Genomic DNA, 21,330 nt, shown 5'->3' with positions numbered 1-21,330 from the left:
GGCGCGGCCTGAGGAGAGAAGTGCATGACGCAAGTCACGGTGAAAGAACTGGCCAAAGTGGTCGACACACCGGTAGAGCGCCTGTTACAGCAGATGCGTGAGGCAGGTTTGCCACACACCGCCGCCGAGCAAGTTGTGACCGATAACGAAAAGCAAGCCCTGTTGACGCATTTGAAAAGCGGTCACAAGGCTAAAGTGGAAGAGCCGCGCAAGATCACTTTGCAGCGCAAGACCACGAGCACCCTTCGCGTTGCTGGCAGCAAGAGCATCAGCGTTGAAGTTCGCAAGAAGAAAGTATTCGTTCAGCGCAGCCCGGAAGAGATCGAAGCCGAGCGTAAACGCGAAATGGACGAGCGCCGTGCAGTAGAAAATGCTGCCCGTCAAAAGGCTGAAGAAGAAGCCAAGCGCCGCGCCGAAGAAGAGGCACGTAACCAGCCTGCAGCTGCTGCTCCGGCTAACAGCGCTGCTGCAGCTCCAGCTCCAGCGGCACCTGCTGTCGAGCCTGCGCAACAGGCACCGGTTGTTTCCGCCGCCCCGGCTCCGGCACCGGCTGCCGATGCGCGCAAGCGTGACGAACAGCGTCGTCCGGATAAACCGCGCAGCGACGACAGAAGTGCTCGTGGCAACGACGGCGATCGCAAGAACGCCCCGCATCGCGCTTCCGTTAAAGAGAAGGCGCCAGCGCCACGTGTTGCGCCTCGTACTACCGATGAAGAAAGCGACAGCTTCCGTCGCGGCGGTCGCGGCAAGGCCAAGCTGAAAAAACGCAACGCTCACGGTTTCCAGAGCCCAACCGGCCCTGTAGTGCGTGAAGTGAAGATCGGCGAAACCATCACTGTTGGCGATCTTGCCCAGCAGATGTCGGTCAAGGCTGCCGAGATCATCAAGTTCATGTTCAAGCTGGGTACTCCAGCCACCATCAACCAGGTACTGGATCAGGAAACTGCCCAACTGGTTGCTGAAGAACTGGGCCACAAAGTGACGCTGGTCAGCGACAACGCCCTGGAAGATTCCCTGGCCGAGTCCCTGAAGTTCGAAGGCGAGTCGTTCTCCCGTGCTCCGGTTGTGACCGTAATGGGCCACGTCGACCACGGCAAGACTTCCCTGCTCGACTACATCCGTCGTGCCAAGGTAGCGGCTGGCGAAGCCGGCGGTATTACCCAGCACATCGGTGCCTACCACGTTGAAACCGAACGCGGCATGGTGACCTTCCTCGACACCCCGGGTCACGCTGCGTTTACCGCAATGCGTGCTCGTGGTGCCAAGGCTACGGATATCGTGATCCTGGTAGTTGCAGCGGACGACGGCGTAATGCCGCAGACCATTGAAGCTGTTCAGCACGCCAAGGCCGCCGGTGTTCCGCTGGTCGTTGCAGTGAACAAGATTGACAAGCCGGGCGCCGATCTCGATCGCATCCGTAGCGAGTTGTCGGTTCACGGCGTGACGTCCGAGGAGTGGGGCGGTGATACGCCGTTCGTTTCGGTCTCCGCGAAAGTGGGTACAGGCGTAGACGAACTGCTGGAAGCTGTTCTGCTTCAGGCTGAAGTTCTGGAACTCAAGGCAACGCCGTCGGCTCCTGGCCGTGGTGTGGTGGTCGAGTCCCGTCTGGACAAGGGTCGTGGCCCTGTCGCGACTGTTCTGGTTCAGGACGGTACGCTGCGTCAAGGCGACATGGTTCTGGTCGGTTCGAACTTCGGCCGTATCCGTGCGATGCTCGACGAGAACGGCAAGCCAATCAAGGAAGCAGGTCCATCGATCCCGGTCGAAATCCTGGGTCTTGATGGCACGCCGGACGCTGGCGACGAGATGAGCGTAATGACTGACGAGAAGAAAGCGCGAGAAGTCGCGATGTTCCGTCAGGGCAAGTTCCGCGAAGTCAAACTGGCCCGTGCTCACGCTGGCAAGCTTGAAAACATCTTCGAGAACATGGGTCAGGAAGAGAAGAAGACGCTTAACATCGTCCTCAAATCCGACGTCCGTGGCTCGCTGGAAGCACTGCAGGGCGCCTTGGGCGGCCTGGGTAACGAAGAAGTGCAAGTGCGCGTAGTCGGCGGCGGTGTCGGTGGTATCACCGAGAGCGACGCCAACCTGGCACTGGCCTCCAACGCTGTTCTGTTCGGCTTCAACGTGCGTGCCGATGCCGGTGCGCGCAAGATCGTCGAGCAGGAAGGTCTGGATATGCGTTACTACAACGTCATCTACGACATCATCGAAGACGTCAAGAAAGCCCTCACCGGTATGCTTGGCAGTGACGTCCGGGAGAATATCCTGGGTATCGCCGAAGTGCGTGACGTGTTCCGTTCTCCGAAATTCGGCGCAATCGCCGGTTGCATGGTTCTCGAAGGTGTTGTTCACCGTAACCGTCCAATCCGTGTTCTGCGTGAAGACATCGTTATCTTTGAAGGCGAGCTGGAATCCCTGCGCCGCTTCAAGGACGACGCTGCCGAAGTTCGTGCCGGCATGGAATGCGGTATTGGCGTCAAGAGCTACAACGACGTCAAGGTCGGTGACAAGATCGAAGTCTTCGAGAAGGTCCAAGTGGCTCGCAGCCTCTAAGTCGCGAGCTATAGGAGCCATGGCAGGTCGTCGCATGCAAATGCCCCGCGTCCTGTCAGGGGCTCTCAACGCAACGCCCGGTCCGACTTTTGTCAGGCCGGGCGTTTGCCGCTTTCAGACCGCAAGGGTTTCGTCCCCGGTCAGTATCAGGTAGCAAAACATGGCAAAAGAATATAGCCGTACCCAACGCATTGGCGATCAGATGCAGCGCGAGCTGGCTCAACTGATCCGTCGCGAAATCAAGGACCCCCGCGTGGGGCTGGTCACCATCACTGCTGTTGATGTCAGTCGTGACGTCGGTCACGCGAAGATTTTCATGACCGTGATGGGCCAGGACAGTGCTGAAGAAATCGCACAGACCATCAAGGTGCTCAATTCCGCCGCAGGTTTCCTGCGCATGCAACTGGCCCGTGAAATGAAGTTGCGCAGCGTCCCTCAGTTGCACTTCCACTACGACGAAAGCGTCGTGCGTGGCGCGCACCTCTCGGCACTGATCGAGCGCGCAGTGGCTGAAGACGGTCAGCATCCGGAAAGCGCGGCGCAGAACGCGAAGCCAGAAAGCACCGAGGAATAACGAGTGGCTCAGGTCAAGCGTATACGCCGGAACGTCAGTGGGATCATCCTGCTCGACAAGCCACTGGGTTTCACTTCCAACGCCGCCTTGCAGAAAGTGCGCTGGTTGCTCAACGCCGAAAAGGCCGGCCATACCGGCAGTCTCGACCCGTTGGCCACGGGTGTTCTGCCTTTGTGCTTTGGCGAGGCCACCAAGTTCTCTCAATACCTTCTCGATTCAGACAAGTCCTACGAAACCCTGATGCAACTCGGCAAGACGACGACGACGGCCGATGCCGAAGGCGAAGTTTTACAGACGCGTCCAGTGACCGTTGGTCGTGCGGATATCGAAGCGGTATTGCCCGCTTTTCGTGGTGAAATCAGTCAGATACCGCCGATGTACTCAGCGCTCAAGCGTGATGGCCAGCCGCTTTACAAGCTGGCACGAGCCGGTGAAGTAGTGGAGCGCGAGGCGCGTTCTGTTACTATTGCGCGCCTGGAATTGCTTGAGTGCGAAGGCGAGACAGCTCGCTTGTCGGTGGACTGCACCAAGGGCACCTATATCCGCACACTGGTTGAAGATATCGGTGAGAAACTCGGATGCGGTGCCTATGTCGCGCAGCTGCGTCGTACACAAGCCGGACCTTTCAGCCTGGCCCAGACGGTCACCCTGGAAGAGTTGGAGCAAGTGCACGCCGACGGCGGAAATGAAGCGGTTGATCGTTTCCTGATGCCATCGGACAGCGGTCTGCAGCACTGGCCGCTCTTGCAGTTCTCGGAGCACAGTTCGTTTTACTGGTTGCATGGTCAGCCAGTAAGAGCACCGGACGCGCCGCAGTTTGGCATGGTTCGTGTGCAGGATCATGAAGGTCGCTTCATCGGTATCGGTGAAGTCAGTGAAGACGGGCGGATCGCGCCACGTCGATTGATTCGGTCAGAATGACCGAACCCGTTGAGGCAGGGGTTCCTGTTTCAGCGGTATGAGGATGGCTGTTAACAGGCATGGTCAGTCCTCACTTTTTAATACGAGAGTTTGCTCTCGGCCTGTTGAAATCGCTTCTCTGGAGCGGTTTCCTGATAAAAGGATTGCCCACATGGCACTCAGCGTTGAAGAAAAAGCTCAGATCGTAACCGACTACCAGCAAGCTGTTGGTGATACGGGTTCGCCAGAAGTGCAAGTTGCACTGCTGACCGCCAACATCAACAAACTGCAAGGCCACTTCAAGGCCAACGGTAAGGACCACCACTCGCGTCGTGGTCTGATCCGTATGGTAAACCAGCGTCGCAAGCTGCTGGATTACCTGAAAGGTAAGGACGTTAGCCGTTACAGCGCCCTGATCGGTCGTCTGGGTCTGCGTCGCTAATAACGACTCGGATAGAGGTTGGTTGTCTGTCGTGGGCTCGCCGGTTGTTTCGGCGAGTCGGGCAGGCTCCCAGCCTCTAGTTGTATCTGGACTGTCGTGGGGCCGATTCCCCGCACTGCCCAAGAATTCGCAAGAAACCAGTTCCCCAAGAGCCACAAAGAAGGTAGGAAACCGTGAACCCGGTAATCAAGACATTTCAGTTCGGTCAATCGACCGTAACCCTCGAGACTGGCCGTATTGCCCGTCAAGCTTCCGGCGCAGTATTGGTCACCGTTGACGACGACGTCAGCGTGTTAGTGACTGTGGTCGGTGCCAAGCAGGCTGACGCTAGCAAAGGCTTCTTCCCCCTTTCCGTGCACTATCAGGAAAAAACCTACGCCGCCGGCAAGATTCCTGGTGGTTTCTTCAAGCGTGAAGGCCGTCCTTCCGAAAAGGAAACCCTCACTTCGCGTTTGATCGACCGTCCGATCCGCCCGTTGTTTCCAGAAGGCTTCATGAACGAAGTGCAGGTTGTCTGCACCGTTCTTTCCACCAGCAAGAAGACTGATCCAGACGTCGCTGCCATGATCGGCACCTCGGCGGCACTGGCTATTTCCGGTATCCCGTTCGACGGCCCTATCGGCGCTGCGCGCGTTGCTTTCCACGAAAGCACCGGCTACCTGCTGAACCCGACCTACGAGCAACTCAAGGCTTCGAGCCTGGACATGGTCGTTGCCGGTACTTCCGAAGCCGTGCTGATGGTTGAATCCGAAGCCAAAGAGCTGACCGAAGACCAGATGCTGGGCGCTGTGCTGTTTGCCCACGACGAGTTCCAGGTGGTGATCAACGCCGTCAAGGAACTGGCCGCCGAAGCCGCCAAGCCGATTTGGGACTGGCAGCCGAAGCCTGAAGCCACTGCTCTGCTGAGCGCTATCCGTAGCGAATTCGGTGAAGCGATTTCCCAGGCTTACACCATCACCGTCAAGCACGAGCGTTATGCCCGTCTGGGTGAGCTCAAAGACCAGATCGTCGCCAAGCTGTCCGGCGAAGAAGGTCAGCCGACTTCCAGCGAAGTCAAAGCGGCTTTCGGCGAAATCGAATACCGTACCGTGCGCGAGAACATCGTCAACGGCAAGCCGCGTATCGACGGTCGTGATACCCGCACTGTACGTCCGCTGAACATCGAAGTCGGCGTTCTGCCAAAGACTCACGGTTCGGCATTGTTCACCCGTGGCGAAACCCAGGCGCTGGTGGTTGCAACGCTGGGTACTGCCCGTGATGCACAACTGCTCGACACCCTGGAAGGCGAGAAAAAAGACCCCTTCATGCTGCACTACAACTTCCCTCCGTTCTCGGTGGGCGAGTGTGGTCGCATGGGCGGTGCTGGTCGTCGTGAAATCGGTCACGGCCGTCTGGCTCGTCGTTCGGTTCAGGCGATGCTGCCGGCTGCCGACGTGTTCCCGTACACCATCCGTGTTGTGTCGGAAATCACCGAGTCCAACGGCTCCAGCTCCATGGCTTCGGTCTGCGGTGCTTCCCTGGCGCTGATGGACGCGGGTGTACCGATGAAGGCGCCGGTTGCCGGTATCGCCATGGGTCTGGTTAAAGAAGGCGAGAAATTCGCCATCCTGACCGACATCCTGGGTGACGAAGATCACCTGGGCGACATGGACTTCAAGGTAGCCGGTACCGCCAAAGGTGTGACCGCGCTGCAGATGGACATCAAGATCAAAGGCATCACCGAAGAGATCATGGAAATCGCTCTGGGCCAAGCCCTGGAAGCGCGCCTGAATATCCTCGGCCAGATGAACCAGATCATTGGTCAATCGCGTACCGAGCTGTCGGAAAATGCTCCGACCATGATCGCGATGAAAATCGACACCGACAAGATCCGTGACGTTATCGGTAAAGGCGGCGCGACCATCCGTGCAATCTGTGAAGAGACCAAGGCTTCGATCGACATCGAAGACGACGGCTCCATCAAGATCTTCGGCGAAACCAAGGAAGCGGCTGAGGCAGCACGTCAGCGCGTTCTGGGTATCACCGCAGAAGCGGAGATCGGCAAGATCTACGTGGGCAAAGTTGAGCGCATCGTCGATTTCGGCGCATTCGTCAACATCCTGCCAGGCAAAGACGGTCTGGTTCACATCTCCATGCTGAGCGACGCTCGCGTAGAGAAGGTGACTGACGTGTTGCAGGAAGGTCAGGAAGTTGAAGTTCTGGTACTGGACGTGGACAACCGCGGCCGTATCAAGCTGTCGATCAAAGACGTAGCAGCAGCAAAAGCGTCGGGCGTCTAATCCGCAGATTAGCTGAACGATAGAAAGGGCCCTTCGGGGCCCTTTTTTTATGAACGCAATTAAAGACTTAGAAGATTCACGCGAGCGGTCGTCGGAAACATGCAACTTGCACGCGCTCAAAGTGACGAACGGGCAATCTGCACGATTCTACAAAACCGTTTTTTTGTTAACTGATTGATTTATATGAGTTTTGTAGGCTTGCAAGGGTTGGCATAGCGATTGCGATATATACGGTAACCCTGCCACCACATGCTGGTGCAGATTTAGAGAAAAACAGGAGTTACTCGTATGAAGAAGTTTGCTATCGCTGCTGCTACCGCCACTGCCCTGACTCTGACCATGGCTAACGCTGCTTTCGCACAAACCTCGGCCCAAGCTCCGATGGTTCTGGCAGCCAACACCACGACTCAAGAAGTCAAAGAAGACACTTCTGATACCTGGATCACCACCAAAGTCAAAGCTGACCTGCTGACCGAAAAAGGCATCCCGGGTTCGGATATCAAGGTTGAGACCAACAAAGGCGTGGTTTCCCTGTCTTCCATGGTGAAAGTCACCGAAGCTCAAAAAGCCACTGCTGTGCGCATCACCAAGAACATCAAAGGCGTTAAAGACGTCTCCGCTGCCGGCCTGAAAGCTGAGTAAGCAATTAATAGCCGCTGAACGTTTAGAGCAGTTGCTGACCTTAGGGTCTGGCCACTGATTGATTGAAGGTTCATGCGAAGGCCACAAGGATGTGGTCATTAAAGGCCCCGGCGTTTACGTCGGGGCCTTTTCTATTGTGGGGATGGAAACGTGACGGCGACGATTGCTTAAACGAATCCGCCGAACCCACAGTGGGTTTACTGACGGCGCTGGCTGTCGATACTCACCAGTCGCCCCCCTTCAAAGCGTAAATACTGATACATGCCGTTCTCAGGGCCGTAGATCCACTCCTCGATCCTCACCTCTTCCGATTTCCGGTAGGTGCTGTTGAACGTTTCCTTCGACCCTATGACCTCCTGGCTGACGGGAATCCCGCACTTTTGTTCAACATCGAATGCGCGATCGCCGACGCTGATCAGTTGGCTACCGCAGCGCAGGGTTGAGCCGTACGAGGCGCTGGTCAGCAGCATGATGCCCAGCGCCGTCAGCAGTCGTTTACCGGGGGTCTTCAATCTTTACTCACTGTCCAGATGCAGAGGGCTGACCACACTGCCATCTTTTTGTGCTTCACCCAAGCGGGCATCGACGAAATAAACGCGTTCGTCTGCCAACTGGCCTTTGTCCACCAGATAATCCTTGATGCTGCTGGCCCGCTCCTGGCCCAGCTCGCGCAGCAACACTTCGCTGCTGCTCCAGAACTTGAGGATCTCGTCGCGCATGACCTTGGTGCGCTCTTCCTTGCCAAGGTCTTTCCATTGCGCCAACGGTTGTTTCTTCAGGCGAGCGCGGTAGATGCCTTCGAGCATGGGCGCCTTTTCGTTCTCGGGCACGGTGAGCAGTGAAGCCTGGGCGGGCACTTTATCGCCACGCCGCTGCAGAATCTTGTAGTAGGTGTACTGATATTCGCGTTCAAGCCGTGCTTGCGCAATCAACGGACCGTCGCTGGTAGCGGCGGCGGTGCCTTCGATCTCGAGACGCAGGGTCGGACGCTCCTTGAGCGCCGCTGAGAGCGTGTTCAGTGCCTTTTGTGCCTCGCCGCTCAGCTCGCTGACACCGGGGGCGAATGAAACGCTGCTGAGGTCCTCGGAGCCACCTCCACTGACCAATCCGCCAATGAACTTGAACGGCGCAGTGGCTGCGCGTGCCAGCAGATTGCGCAGGGTTTGCCAGACAATCGGCATGACGCTGAATTGCGGGTTGTTCAGGTCTCCGGAAACCGGCAGTTCGATGGAGATCCTGCCTTCCGTATCCTTGAGCAGCGCAATGGCCAGCCGAATCGGCAAGTCCAGCGCGTCGGGGCTGTCGACTTTCTCACCCAGCTGCAACTGTTCGACCACCACTTTGTTCTCGGCCTTGAGTTGGCCATTGGTGATCTTGTAGTGCAGGTCAAGATTGAGTCGGCCCTTGCGGATGCGGTATCCGGCGAATTTTCCGGAGTAGGGCGTCAGGGTGGTCAGTTCCACGCGCTTGAAGCTGGTGGCGATATCCAGCGCGGCCATGGGGTCAAAGGGATTAAGGCTGCCCTTGATGGTAACGGGGGCGTAACGATCCACCTTGCCGTTGATGTTCACGGTCGCAGGGTTGGACTGGCGATTATCCAGCGTGCCGATGCGACCATTGAGTTGCTGGACTGCGGTGGCGAAGTTGGGTGTCAGGCTGAAGTCTGCAAAGTTGGCTGAGCCATCATTGATGTTCACTTCGCCAATTCGAATACCCAGAGGTTTTTCCTTGCTGGCGCTGGCGCTGGTCTTCGCTGGCGGGGTTTTATCCGCGGGTTGCGGGATCAGCAGGTCATCAATGTTCGTGGTCCGATCGTCGTTGATCATGAAGCGGGCATAAGGTTTTGCCAGGTTCACTTTGGCGATGTTCAGAGTGTCGCCGTGCTCATAACTCAGGCCTTCGAGCGTCAATGTCTGCCACTTGAGGAAGTCCCGCTGTTTAAGCGTGTCCAGCGTATGCAGTTGATCCACCTGCGCCGTACCGGTGACCGTGAACGCCAGAGGCTCGGTGCCCTTGAGGTTGACCGCCAGGTCGCTGTCCAGCATGCCGCTGCGCAGTTCAAGGCGAATAAACGGACTGATGTAGGCTTGGGCGACGCGCAGGTCGATGCCTTTGGTGGTCACTTGCAGCCTGGCGCTGACAGGGTCCAGGTTCACATCACCCGCAGCCGTCAACTTGCCTAGCTTGCCAATGCCGCTGTCCAGCTTGAGGCTGAAGGGCGATTTGTTCAGGCTATCGAAATTCTGCACATCCACATTCAACGGACCGACATCGATGGCCACGGGCTCTTTCGGGACGCGGTCGGTGAGGTGGATTTGATAGTCGCGCAGTTGCACGTCCTTGAGCAGAACCTGCCAGGGCCTGGAAGCCGCTTTGGCACTGGCTTGGGCCGGGGCATCGGCTGACGCAGGCTCCGGGGCTTTCTCGTCCACGGCAGGCGTGGGGGCAGGCTGCGGCGCAGGTTTGCGCGTCGGGCTGGCGAACAGCTTTTGCCAATCCAGTTGCCCATCGGCCTCGCGAGCGGCCCAGGTTTCAAGTTTCTGACTGCGGATTTTGCCAACGCTGACCTGTTGTTTGGCCAGATCAACCGAAGTGTCAGTGACGTCCAGGCGTTGCAGACGCACCAAGGGGCGACCGTCAGGCGCGTTGATGGCGAAAGGCGCAACGCTCAAGGCCAGATTCGTCAGCTTGAGCTCGGTGTCCTTCGACAGGTCCAGGGTGTAGGCGGTGCTGAAGTTCAGCAGGCCGTCCTGTAGCGCCAGAGGCAAGGCGTCCCGGACATAGGGCCACCAGACTTTCATCTTCCCGTCGGTGATCTTAAGCGTGCCCTCGGAGGTGATCGGCACCAGGCTGATCCGCCCGACCCAGTCGATCTGGCCGCCTTCCGGGCCTGCCGCAACGAGGGTCATGTCGGCGTTGTCCTCAGGCAGGGTGCTGAGGTTCTTCAGTTCGAAGTTGAGTTTGTCGTACAGAAACTCAATGGGGGCGCTGGGGCGCAGGTCCTGGAAACGGACATAGCCGTCAGCCAGCTTGATCTGGTCAATGCGTAGAGGGAATGGCTTGCTGGCCGGCTCGTCTTTGACCGGTTCGCCGGGCGGCAGCTTGAACAATTCGGCCAGGTTCAACTTGCCCTGCTTGTCGAACAGCAGTTCGGTCTTGGGTTTGACCAGCTCCACGGCCTCCAGATGCAGTGCGCGAGTCCACAGACTGTCGAGCTGAAGGTTGGCATAGAGCTTTTCGAAACCCACCTGCTCTTTGCCCGGTGCCCCGATAGTCAGGCCCCAGAGAGTGACTTCCAGGCTATAGGGGTTGAGCTCCAGCCGGTCGAGTCGCGCCGGAACCGTGGAATAGCTGGCCAGTTGCTGGTTGGCAATACGCACCGCAATGCCGGGCAGAATGAGAAAACCCAGTACGCTATAGAGCCCGAAGACCACTAGCAGGGCGACTATCGCGCGTTTCAATCCTTTGGACATGTGAGGCGTCGTCTTTCTATATCGGAGGTCCTTGGAGTATGGCATGCCAATCTGGTTCCGAAGGTAACGCCGTTCGTTCTCGTAGGAAGTGTCTGAGCGCTTTGTGGCTTAAAGCTGAAGGATCAAGGTCTTGAGCGGCGGTTGATTGTCCATGGACGGAAAGTCCTCGGCGGGCGGCATGATTTGCCAGTCCCGAACCGGGCGTCCCGCTTTGGTGGCGCAACGCAGCACCTGTTCGCGCCAGTCCTCCATGCTGACTTTCGCCAGATTGTTGCAGCAGATCAGCACGCCATCGTCGGCCGTGGTCAGCAGCGCAGGTTTGAGCAGGCTTTGGTAGTCGCGCAGCAGATCGACCGTGCCGAACGCGCTCTTGGCCCAGGCCGGTGGATCAAGCAGCACCAGGTCGTACTGACGCTGATCGAGTTTCACGTAGTCCGGCAGCTTGTGGCCGCGCCGCTGTGCGACAGGCAGCCCGGCCATTTGGCGGATGGCGGGGAAATAATCGGACTGGATGAACTGCATGGTCGGCAAGTGCGGATTAAGAACACCGTTTTCCCGGCCGACTGCGAGATTGCCCTCGGCAAAATCCAGGTTGCAGACCTCGCGGGCGCCACCTGCGGCCGCGCTCAGGCCGACACCACAGGTATAGGCGAAAAGGTTGAGGACGCGCTTGCCCGCGCTGTGTTCCATGACCCAGCCACGGGTATTGCGCAGATCGAGGAACAGCAACGGGTCCTGACCGGCATGACGTCCGCGAACGCGATAATTGAGGCCCCATTCGTGACCGATCAAGTCTTGCAGCGCGGCAGGGTCGGCTTTATAGACGGTGTCTTCCCGGTCGATTCGGGAATTGCCCTGGGATCGGTCGTTATACACCAGCAGCGTGTCGAGGCTCAGGCGGGTGTTTATCGCGGCATGAAGCTCCAGCAGGGCATCGCGTTCAAGGCGATGGTGAAAACTCTGCACCAGCAGTTGCGGGCCGTAGCGGTCTATGGTCAGGCCGCTGGCGCCTTCCTGGCTGCCGTGGAACAGGCGATAACAGTCTGTGCCCTGTTGATGCAGTTGGGGCAGCAAGGATTGGCGATTATCGAGGGCGACGCTTAGCGCCTGAATCAAGGAGGTCATGCAAAGCGCCTTGGGCTGGAATGGGCGCGGCAGTTTATCAGGTAAGTGATGCGGGGAGAGATCGCAGCCTCGCGCTACGTCGATAGGATGGGGCTGTTGGAGTGAGCGGGCGGCGCACCGACTTGCCCGAGAATGGGTCAACGCGGTTTAGCAGATACGCCGCGTCATCGTTCTTCGCGGGCAAGCCACGCTCCAACGGAGCTGTGTTTCAGCCATCGACTGCGGATCGCCGTCGCCGATGACCAGATATCTTCAATGTGCAGGTGAAGTCATCAAAGCTTCTGTTGGAGCGAGCGGGTGGCCTTACCGCGCCAACGCCAGCGCAACCCCTTGCCCGCCACCGATGCACAAGGTCGCCAGGCCCTTTTGGGCGTCGCGCTTGATCATTTCATGCAACAGCGTCACCAGGACGCGGCAGCCGGATGCGCCAATGGGGTGGCCCAGCGCGATGGCGCCTCCGTTGACGTTGACCTTGGCCATGTCCCAACCCAGTTCCTTGCCGACCGACAAGGCCTGTGCCGCGAAGGCCTCGTTGGCTTCGATCAAGTCCAGCTGTTCTATGGACCAGCCGGCCTTGTCCAGGCAACGGCGGGTGGCGCTGACAGGGCCGATGCCCATGATGGCCGGGTCTACACCGGCGTTGGCATAAGCGGCGATCCGCGCCAGTACCGGCAGGCCCAGTTCTTCGGCCTTGGCGGCGCTCATCAGGATCACGGCGGCGGCGCCGTCATTGAGCGATGAAGCGTTGCCCGCCGTCACGCTGCCGTCTTTCTTGAAGGCGGCCTTGAGTTTGCCCAGGGACTCGGCGGTCGTTCCCGCACGCGGCTGTTCGTCAACGGCGAAAGCAACGGGGTCGCCTTTGCGCTGAGGAATCAGGATCGGCGTGATTTCGTCCACGAAGCGCTCGCTTTCAATGGCGGCGACGGCTTTTTGCTGGGAGGCAGCGGCGAAAGCATCCTGAGCTTCACGGCTGATTTCGTATTTATCCGCGAGGTTTTCGGCGGTGATGCCCATGTGGTAATCGTTGAACGCATCCCACAGACCGTCGCTGATCATGGTGTCCACCAGCGTACTGTGGCCCATGCGCAATCCGGTGCGGGCGCCGGGCATCACATAGTTGGACAGGCTCATGTTTTCCTGACCGCCGGCGATGATCACCTGGGCATCGCCACAACGAATCGCCTGGGTCGCCAGATGCAGGGCTTTGAGGCCCGAGCCGCAGACTTTATTGAGGGTCATGGCTGGCACGGCGAACGGCAGGCCAGCCTTGATCGCCGACTGTCGCGCGGGGTTTTGCCCGGCGCCAGCGGTCAGGACCTGGCCCATGATGACCTCGTCGACCTGCGCACCGTCCAGGCCTGTCTGCGCCAGTAACTGGCGAATAACGGCCGCGCCCAGATCAACAGCAGAAACATTTGCCAAAGAGCCCTGGAAACTTCCGACAGCGGTACGAGTGGCAGCAACGATAACGACGTCTTGCATGGTGTGGGTCCTCACTTTTGTTAGGTTTTACGTCCGGATCAATGCAGCTGTCCCGGGACGTTGTGATGAAGAAGTCCATGTTGTCACATAAACAGCGGGCGCTTCCAACCGAGAACCGACCAGTATCGGTTTTGGCTATGGAGCCATGCGACGGCGAGCGCGATGAATCGAACCGTTGCGCACAGCCCAGCGCAAGACTGGAGCGCTGCGCTTGACGGCGGTGCGGATCATGCTGCGCTGAAGCGGGCTCTGATGCAGGTCGAGCATTGAACTGGCCCAGTCCGGTAGCAGTTCAATACCCGCCTGCATCATCAACGAACCCATGGGCTTAGCCATCCAGCTGGGTGCGGGGGCAGCCAGCAACAGGCGCAAGACTTCGCGGCTGCGCTCGTCGCACACCAGTTGCGGTCGGACGTTTACCAGATAATCGGCCACTTCTTGCGACGATCTCGGCACGTTCCGCGCCCCCAGCCGCTCGGCAATCAGGGCGGTTTCGTCGTAGTACTGGTCCTGATCGGCCAATGAGAGGTCTGGATTCATATAGCGCAGATGCGCCGCAAGAAAGTTACTGACCTCGGCAACGTGTACCCAGGTCAGCAAATCCGGGTCGCTGGCGGCATAGGGGCGACCATCGGGAGCCGTACCGACCACCTGAAGGTGAATGGTGCGCACTTTTTCAATGAGCCAATTGGCATCCTGAGTCGAGCCGAAGGTGGTGCCGGAAATGAACTGCCCGGTGCGGCGCAATCGGCCGAGCATGTCCTGACGAAAACTGGAGTGATCCCACACCCCCGCCAACGCCAGCGGATGGAGCGCCTGCAGCATCAAAGCGCTGATGCCGCCGATCAGCATGCTGGGGAAATCACCATGCACTTGCCAGCAAACGGCGTATGGTCCGAATAAACCGGGGTCACCCTTGGGGTTTTCCAGATCCAGCTGGCCCAGGGACAGCCCTGTCAGGCTCATGACTTGGGTTTCGATACGACTGCGGATGAATTCCATGGGCTCTCGTTAAACAGCGTGACGACTGAAGGGCGCCCTTGATGCAGGAAGCCACGGGTTGGCGAGGCGGTGTCGCCAACCGGTGAGCTTCTGCAATTTCAGTGCTTGCCGGAACCATGCCCCGCTTCGTTCAACGATTCAAGCGTTTGTCGATCAGCCCCTGGACTACGCCGGGGTCGGCGAGGGTGGAAGTGTCGCCCAGAGTCTCCAGTTCATTGCTGGCGATTTTGCGCAGAATGCGCCGCATGATTTTGCCCGAGCGGGTTTTGGGCAGTGCTGGCGCCCATTGAATCAGGTCCGGTTTGGCGAAGCTGCCGATTTCCGAACTCACGTGAGCGAGCAGTTCTTTGCTGAGCGCCTCGCTGGGTTCCACGCCATTGATGGGGGTGACAAAGGCGTAGATGCCCATGCCTTTGACGTCGTGTGGATAACCCACCACGGCGGCCTCGGCGATGCTGTCGTGCAGCGCCAGGGCGCTTTCCACTTCGGCTGTACCGATGCGATGGCCGGAAACATTGATCACGTCATCCACGCGCCCGGTGATCCAGTAATCCCCATCCTCGTCACGGCGGGCACCGTCGCCGGTGAAGTAGTAACCCGGATAGGGTTTGAAGTAAGTGTCGATCATCCGCTGTTTATCGCCATAAACGTTGCGAATCTGCCCTGGCCAACTGGCCTTGATCACCAGCAAGCCACTGGCCGCGCCCTGCAGTTCGTGGCCTTGGTCGTCCAGCAGGACCGGTTGTACCCCGAACATCGGCCGTGTCGCGCAGCCGGGTTTGATCTGGCTGGCGCTGACGAGTGGGGTCAGCATGATGCCGCCGGTTTCGGTCTGCCACCAGGTATCGACAATGGGGCAGCGCTCCTTGCCTACCTTATGGAAATACCATTCCCACGCCTCGGGGTTGATCGGCTCACCCACACTGCCGAGCAGTCGCAGGCTTTCTCGGGATGAGCCTTGCAAGGGGGCGAGGCCTTCACGCATCAATGCCCGTAGCGCGGTGGGCGCCGTATAAAAAATATTCACATGATGCTTGTCGATCACCTGCCAGAAACGCGACGAGTCCGGGTAATTGGGCACCCCTTCAAACATGAGGGTCGTCGCGCCGTTAGCCAGGGGGCCATAAACGATGTAGCTGTGTCCGGTTACCCAGCCCACATCCGCCGTACACCAGAAGATTTCGCCGTCGCGGTAATCAAACACGTATTTGTGAGTCATGGCGGCCTGCAGCAGATAGCCACCGGTGGTGTGCAGGACGCCTTTGGGTTTGCCGGTGCTGCCCGAGGTATAGAGAATGAACAGTGGATCTTCAGCGTCCATCGGCTCCGGCGGGCAGTCATCGCTCATGCCGTGCAGCGCCTCGTGATACCAGATGTCCCGACCTTGCACCCAGTCCACATCGCCTTCGGTACGCTGCACCACCAGCACGGTGTCGACCTGCGGACAACTTTTCAGGGCCTTGTCGACGTTCTGCTTGAGCGCCACGTATTTGCCGCCGCGTACACCTTCGTCTGCGGTGATTACGGTGCGGCAGTCGGCGTCGAGAATCCGGTCACGCAGGGCATCCGGCGAGAATCCCCCGAACACCACCGAGTGCACCGCGCCAATGCGCGCGCAGGCGAGCATGGCGTAAGCCGCTTCGGGGATCATCGGCATGTAGATGCAGACCCGATCCCCTTTTTTCACGCCACGGCTTTTCAGCACATTGGCCAGGCGGGCGACGTTATGGTGCAGCTTCTTGTAAGTGATTTCAGCAGACTCGGAAGGATTGTCACCTTCCCAGATAATGGCTATCTGCTCGCTGCGTTGTTCGAGATGCCGGTCGATGCAGTTGTGGCTGACGTTGAGCGTGCCGCCTGAAAACCAACGCGCTTCGCCGCTTTTGAGATCGGAGTGCTGCACTTCATCCCACGGCGCCGACCAATCAAGCAGCAGCCTGGCTTGCTCGGCCCAGAACACGTCGGGTTGCTCCACCGATTGGCGGTACAGGCGCTGATAATCGGCGGGGCTCAGCTGTGCGGCCTGGCGTACCGCGTCAGCGTGAGGGTAGGTGCTGATATCGAACATGACGGTTCCTTATTCTTGTGGAGGTCACAAGGGAGTGTAGTGCGTCATTCGCGTGTGGTTTCGGGAGCCGCCGCCCGGTGGAAGCTTGCCCGTAACGGGCTATCAGCGGAAATTTCCATCGTCTGACTGGACGCTTTCGCGGGCAAGCCTCGCTCCTACACGCGTATGCAGGCGGGCGCGGTATGTCCTGGGCCCCTGATGATCCGTTGGAGCGAGGCTTGCCCGCGAACGTTTTTTCAGGATGTCAGCCGCAATCAGATTCGCGGGCAAGTCGGAGCGCCGCCCGCTCGCGCCAACAGGGTTGTCGTGCGCTGCACGGCTGCGGTGAATGCCTGAAACGAAAAACCCGCCGTCTCTTGCGAGAACGGCGGGTCCGGGTATTGCCTGGGGCCAGGATCAGCCGCGGTGACGGCCGCGGAAATAATTGATCAAGCCTTGGGTTGACGCATCGTCAGCGGGCTCGTCAGTGCCGCCGGTCAGACGCTGGTAAACGGCTTTGCCCATTTCCTTGCCCAGCTCAACGCCCCACTGGTCGAAGGCGTTGATGCCCCAGACCACGCTTTGCACGAAGACCTTGTGTTCGTACATCGCCACCAGTGCGCCGAGGCGACGGGGGCTGATGCGTTCGAGCACCAGCGTGTTGCTCGGACGGTTGCCCGGAATGACCTTGTGCGGTGCCAGTTTCTGCACTTCGTCTTCGGTCATGCCTTTGTCGCGCAATTCGGCTTCGGCTTCGCTGCGGGTCTTGCCCCTCATCAAGGCCTGGCTCTGGGACAGGCAATTGGCGTACAGCCATTGGTGGTGATCGGACACCGGGTTGAAGCTGACAATCGGCACGATGAAGTCAGCCGGAATCATCTGGGTGCCTTGGTGCAGCAACTGGTGATAAGCATGCTGACCGTTGGCGCCTACGCCACCCCAGATGACCGGGCCGGTTTCAGTGGAGACCGGCGTGCCGTCCTGACGGACGCTCTTGCCGTTGGATTCCATGTCCAGCTGTTGCAGGTGCTTGGTGATGTTCCGCAGGTAGTGGTCATAAGGCAGGATCGCGTGACTTTGCGCGTCCCAGAAATTGCCGTACCAGACACCGAGCAACGCCAGCAGTACCGGCATGTTTTGTTCGAACGACGCATTCTGGAAATGTTGATCCATGGAATACGCGCCGGATAGCAGCTCCTTGAAGTTGGACATGCCAATGGCCAGCGCGATGGGCAGACCAATGGCGGACCACAGCGAGTAGCGACCGCCCACCCAATCCCACATCGGGAAGATGTTCTCTTCGCGGATACCGAACGCCACTGCCGCCGCGTTGTTGCTGGACACCGCGATGAAGTGACGGTACAGCTCGGCCTCGGACCCGCCTTGCGCCAGGTACCAGGCACGGGCGGCCGTCGCGTTTTTGAGGGTCTCCAGGGTGCTGAAAGTCTTCGACGACACGATGAACAGCGTCGTTTCGGCGCGCAGTTTCTGGGTCAGTTCGTGGAACTCGCTGCCGTCGATGTTTGCCAGGTAATGACAGCGCACGCCTTTTTGCGCGTAGGACAACAGCGCTTCAGACACCAGCTCCGGCCCGAGGAACGAACCGCCGATGCCGATGTTCACCACGTCAGTGATGGGCTTCTCGCTGTAACCGCGCCACAGACCATCGTGGATACGGCCTACCAGATCGGTGATCTGATTGAGCACCTTGTGCACTTCGGGCATCACATTGACGCCGTTGACCTGCAACTTGTCGCCAACAGGACGCCGCAGCGCGGTGTGCAACGCCGGGCGGCCCTCGGATGAGTTGACCAGTTCGCCGTCGTACTGCGCTTTGATGGCCTCTTTAAGGCCGACTTCATTGGCCAGGGCAACCAGTAAGTCACGGGTTTCGGTGGTAATCAGGTTTTTCGAATAATCGAGAAACAGGCCACAGCTGCTCAGGGTGAATTCATTGAAACGCTGCGGGTCTTCATTGAACGCATCGCGCATGCTGAAATCCTGCATGGCTTCGCGGTGCTGTTTGAGCGCCTGCCAGGCGGGCAGGCTGGTCACGTCGGAAGGGGTGCGGTAGTACGCCATCGCTGCGGTTTTCCTTGTACTTGGAACTGGCTTTTGACCTTAAAAGCGAGCGGGGCCAAACAGGTTTTACGGCGGTGGAGACTAATCCCTGTGCGCCTGTTTGTCTGCGCTTCGCTTTACCTGGGCTCGGTACTTTTTCACACAACATCGTCCGGGCATTAAACACGTTCGGGGGCCGGTTCTTCAGGCCACCTGTACCGGTATGGCATTACGGGTGTCGCTAAGTTCACTGCCCGAAGCCTGTGCAGCATTCACGGTTTGCAATGCTCCATCCCGGCTTCGGAGTACTGAGCATAGGCGCAGATGATCACTCGATCACCGACTTTCTCATGCCGGGCAAGCTGCCCGACAGGTTCACGTGTGTTCGCGGTTCAAATGCAGGTTATCGATCAATCGCGTCTTGCCCAGGAAAACGGCGGCCAGAACGACCAGGTCACTGTGCTCGGCAGTCGCCGGGCGCAAGCTGGTGGCTTCGCGAATTTCCAGGTAGTCGGGACGCATGCCCGCCGCTTCCAGTTGGCGCTTGCCGCTTTCGAGCAGCGTGTTGAAGTCCTGCTTGCCCTTGCCGATGGCATCGCCGATCTGGCAGATCACGCGATACAGTTCTGGCGCAACGGCGCGCTGTTCTTCACTGAGATAGCCGTTGCGTGAGGACAGCGCAAGGCCATCCGGCGCCCGAACCGTGGGCTCGCCGATGATCTGGATCGGCATGTTCAAGTCGCGGACCAGCGCCCGGATAACCGCCAGTTGCTGAAAATCCTTTTCCCCGAACACGGCCAGATCCGGTTGCACCATGTTGAACAGTTTGCTGACCACCGTCGCCACGCCGTCGAAGTGCCCCGGGCGACTGGCGCCGCACAAGCCTTCGGACAGACTCGGCACGCTGACAATGGTCTGGTCGGCCATCCCGTGGGGGTACATTTCTTCGACGCTGGGCGTGAACAGCAGATGGCAACCGGCCTGAAGCAGTTTTTCCTGATCCGCGGCCAGGGTGCGCGGGTAAGTGGCCAGGTCTTCATTGGGGCCGAACTGCAATGGGTTGACGAAGATAGTGGCGACCACAAACTCCGTGAGTTGCGCGGCTTTGGTGATCAGGGCCGCATGCCCGCTGTGCAGGTTGCCCATGGTGGGGGCCAGGCCGATGCGCTTGCCTTCACGGCGTGCCTGTGAGACTGCCGCGCGTAGTTCGCGCACGGTTTTTACTGTGATCATGCTGAAAATCCGTGTTCGATGGCCGGGAAGCTGACGTCTTTGACGGCTGCGACATAGGCCTGCAATGCCGATTGAATATCGGGCTGACCGATCATGAAGTTCCTTACGAACTTGGGCACACGACCGGTAATGGCCAGCCCCAACATGTCGTGCAGCACCAACACCTGACCATCAGTGGCGCTGCCCGCGCCAATACCGATGACCGGGATTTTCACGGCATGGCTGATTTCCTCGGCCAACTCGCTGGGTACGCACTCCAGCAGGATCATTGCCGCACCGGCCTGCTCGAGGGTGATGGCATCGGCCCGCATTTGCCGTGCCTGTGTTTCCAGTCGGCCTTGAACCTTGTAACCACCCAGTACATTTACCGATTGCGGCGTCAGGCCCATGTGGGCGCACACCGGAATGCCGCGATCAGCCAGCAGTCTGATCGACTCCGCCAGCCAGGCTGCGCCCTCGATCTTGAGCATGTGGGCGCCCGCCTGCATCAGCGCTGCGCTGTTGGCGAAGGTTTGATCGAGGGTGGCGTAGGACATGAATGGCAGGTCGGCCATGATCAACGCGCCCTGATTGCCGCGTTTGACGCAGGCCACGTGATAGGCCATCTCGGCCGTGGTAACAGGCAATGTGCTGTCATGGCCCTGCAAGACCATGCCCAGCGAGTCGCCGACCAACAGCACTTCTACGCCGGCCTGGCTTGCCGCATGGGCAAAGGTCGCGTCATAGCAGGTCAGCATGGTGATTTTTTCACCCTTTTGTTTCAGGCCCAGCAATGACGTAACGGTGATATCTGGCATGGAAAAGTCCTCGATCAGGCGCTGTGAACACATCGGCGAGCAACGCGTGAGATTCATCCTGGAAAAGCAGGTACACCGTCGTCTTGCGGTGTTTAAACTGTCCTGCTTGCGCCCATGGGCCAGCGAACCGGCTGGCGGGGACGCCTATCTTCGTGAGGAGGGGGCGTGAAGTCAATTGCGCGTGTTACCCCTGGCGACCTGTTACCGCACCGCTGTTACCGGGCAAGGTTCAGGCGGGCAGGCGCTCGAGTCCTTCGAAGGGGCAGTCGGCAAGCATTTGTTTCAGGGAGCGTCCGTCAGGCAGTTGCAAGCCCGGCGCCAGTTCGGCAAGCGGGTAAAGCACGAAGGCCCGGGCCTGCATGTGATAGTGCGGGACTTTGAGTCGCGGTTCGTCGATCAGACGATCACCGAACAGCAGGATATCGAGGTCCAGGGTGCGAGGCCCCCAGCGCTCGTGACGCTCGCGGCCCTGATCAAGCTCGATGGCTTGCAGGCGGTCGAGCAATGCCAGCGGCGTCAGGCCCGTATCCAGCGCCGCGACGGCATTGGTGAAGCGTGGCTGGCCGGGCAGCAGCGAGTCGCTGATGTACAAGGTTGAAACGCCAACCCACTGGCTTTGCGGCAACCGGGCCAACGCTTTGATGGCACTGCGCAACTGCTCGGCGGGATCAGCGAGGTTGCTGCCCATGCCTATATAGACGCGTTCCATGTCAGCGA

At 59.1% G+C, this 21,330-nt stretch carries 16 protein-coding genes; 6 read left to right on the top strand and 10 right to left on the bottom strand.

Annotated elements, in window-relative coordinates:
* Window positions 1-24: 24 nt before the first annotated feature.
* The 6 genes from infB (at window position 25) to ACP7B0_RS19055 (ending at window position 7,393) form a co-directional block, all read left to right on the top strand.
* On the top strand, window positions 25-2,556 hold the full coding sequence (infB, locus tag ACP7B0_RS19080) for a translation initiation factor IF-2 (protein WP_426143146.1): 2,532 nt from the start codon (window positions 25-27) through the stop codon (window positions 2,554-2,556).
* 160 nt (window positions 2,557-2,716) lie between these two features.
* Window positions 2,717-3,130, top strand: coding sequence for a 30S ribosome-binding factor RbfA (rbfA, locus tag ACP7B0_RS19075; protein ID WP_020293200.1), 414 nt, complete (start codon window positions 2,717-2,719; stop codon window positions 3,128-3,130).
* Between the two features lie 3 nt (window positions 3,131-3,133).
* Window positions 3,134-4,051, top strand: coding sequence for a tRNA pseudouridine(55) synthase TruB (gene truB, locus ACP7B0_RS19070; protein WP_426143144.1), 918 nt, complete (start codon window positions 3,134-3,136; stop codon window positions 4,049-4,051).
* A 151-nt stretch (window positions 4,052-4,202) separates the two neighbouring features.
* Window positions 4,203-4,472 carry a 30S ribosomal protein S15 gene (gene rpsO, locus ACP7B0_RS19065; protein WP_002555121.1) on the top strand — a complete coding sequence of 90 codons (270 nt, stop codon included), beginning with the start codon at window positions 4,203-4,205 and terminating at the stop codon, window positions 4,470-4,472.
* A gap of 173 nt (window positions 4,473-4,645) precedes the next feature.
* Window positions 4,646-6,751 carry a polyribonucleotide nucleotidyltransferase gene (gene pnp, locus ACP7B0_RS19060; protein ID WP_426143143.1) on the top strand — a complete coding sequence of 702 codons (2,106 nt, stop codon included), beginning with the start codon at window positions 4,646-4,648 and terminating at the stop codon, window positions 6,749-6,751.
* A gap of 288 nt (window positions 6,752-7,039) precedes the next feature.
* Complete coding sequence (locus tag ACP7B0_RS19055; protein WP_426143142.1) at window positions 7,040-7,393, top strand: BON domain-containing protein; 354 nt, start codon at window positions 7,040-7,042, stop codon at window positions 7,391-7,393.
* A gap of 197 nt (window positions 7,394-7,590) precedes the next feature.
* Here the strand turns inward: ACP7B0_RS19055 and ACP7B0_RS19050 are convergent, their stop codons facing one another.
* The 10 genes from ACP7B0_RS19050 to folK all read right to left on the bottom strand — a co-directional run bounded on the left by ACP7B0_RS19050 (window position 7,591) and on the right by folK (window position 21,322).
* Window positions 7,591-7,863: a DUF2845 domain-containing protein gene (locus ACP7B0_RS19050; RefSeq protein WP_426143306.1), complete on the bottom strand. Its 273-nt coding sequence runs from the start codon at window positions 7,861-7,863 to the stop codon at window positions 7,591-7,593.
* Window positions 7,864-7,908: 45 nt separating this feature from the next.
* A complete protein-coding gene (locus ACP7B0_RS19045) occupies window positions 7,909-10,866 on the bottom strand; it encodes a DUF748 domain-containing protein (RefSeq protein ID WP_426143140.1) in 2,958 nt (985 codons plus the stop codon).
* A 108-nt stretch (window positions 10,867-10,974) separates the two neighbouring features.
* On the bottom strand, window positions 10,975-11,991 hold the full coding sequence (locus tag ACP7B0_RS19040; RefSeq protein WP_426143139.1) for a class I SAM-dependent rRNA methyltransferase: 1,017 nt from the start codon (window positions 11,989-11,991) through the stop codon (window positions 10,975-10,977).
* A gap of 303 nt (window positions 11,992-12,294) precedes the next feature.
* Window positions 12,295-13,473 carry an acetyl-CoA C-acetyltransferase gene (locus ACP7B0_RS19035; protein WP_426143137.1) on the bottom strand — a complete coding sequence of 393 codons (1,179 nt, stop codon included), beginning with the start codon at window positions 13,471-13,473 and terminating at the stop codon, window positions 12,295-12,297.
* 135 nt (window positions 13,474-13,608) lie between these two features.
* A complete protein-coding gene (locus ACP7B0_RS19030) occupies window positions 13,609-14,475 on the bottom strand; it encodes an oxygenase MpaB family protein (RefSeq protein WP_426143136.1) in 867 nt (288 codons plus the stop codon).
* 130 nt (window positions 14,476-14,605) lie between these two features.
* Window positions 14,606-16,543, bottom strand: a complete 1,938-nt coding sequence (gene acs / locus ACP7B0_RS19025; RefSeq protein ID WP_426143135.1) for an acetate--CoA ligase — start codon at window positions 16,541-16,543, stop codon at window positions 14,606-14,608.
* A gap of 396 nt (window positions 16,544-16,939) precedes the next feature.
* The gene (pgi, locus tag ACP7B0_RS19020; protein WP_426143134.1) at window positions 16,940-18,604 is read right to left on the bottom strand and encodes a glucose-6-phosphate isomerase; all 1,665 of its coding nucleotides are present in this window, start codon (window positions 18,602-18,604) and stop codon (window positions 16,940-16,942) included.
* A gap of 354 nt (window positions 18,605-18,958) precedes the next feature.
* The gene (gene panC, locus ACP7B0_RS19015) at window positions 18,959-19,816 is read right to left on the bottom strand and encodes a pantoate--beta-alanine ligase (RefSeq protein ID WP_426143132.1); all 858 of its coding nucleotides are present in this window, start codon (window positions 19,814-19,816) and stop codon (window positions 18,959-18,961) included.
* Entirely contained in the window at window positions 19,813-20,613 is an 801-nt protein-coding gene (gene panB / locus ACP7B0_RS19010) for a 3-methyl-2-oxobutanoate hydroxymethyltransferase (RefSeq protein WP_426143131.1), read from the bottom strand. The genes panC and panB overlap by 4 nt, the downstream gene beginning before the upstream one ends.
* Before the next feature lie 229 nt (window positions 20,614-20,842).
* Entirely contained in the window at window positions 20,843-21,322 is a 480-nt protein-coding gene (folK, locus tag ACP7B0_RS19005) for a 2-amino-4-hydroxy-6-hydroxymethyldihydropteridine diphosphokinase (protein ID WP_426143130.1), read from the bottom strand.
* Between the last annotated feature and the right edge of the window lie 8 nt (window positions 21,323-21,330).

The organism is Pseudomonas sp. DWP3-1-2, from assembly GCF_049896285.1.
Lineage (GTDB): Bacteria > Pseudomonadota > Gammaproteobacteria > Pseudomonadales > Pseudomonadaceae > Aquipseudomonas.
Note: the sequence above shows the minus strand (reverse complement) of the source record. Positions and strands in the feature narration are given on the sequence as shown.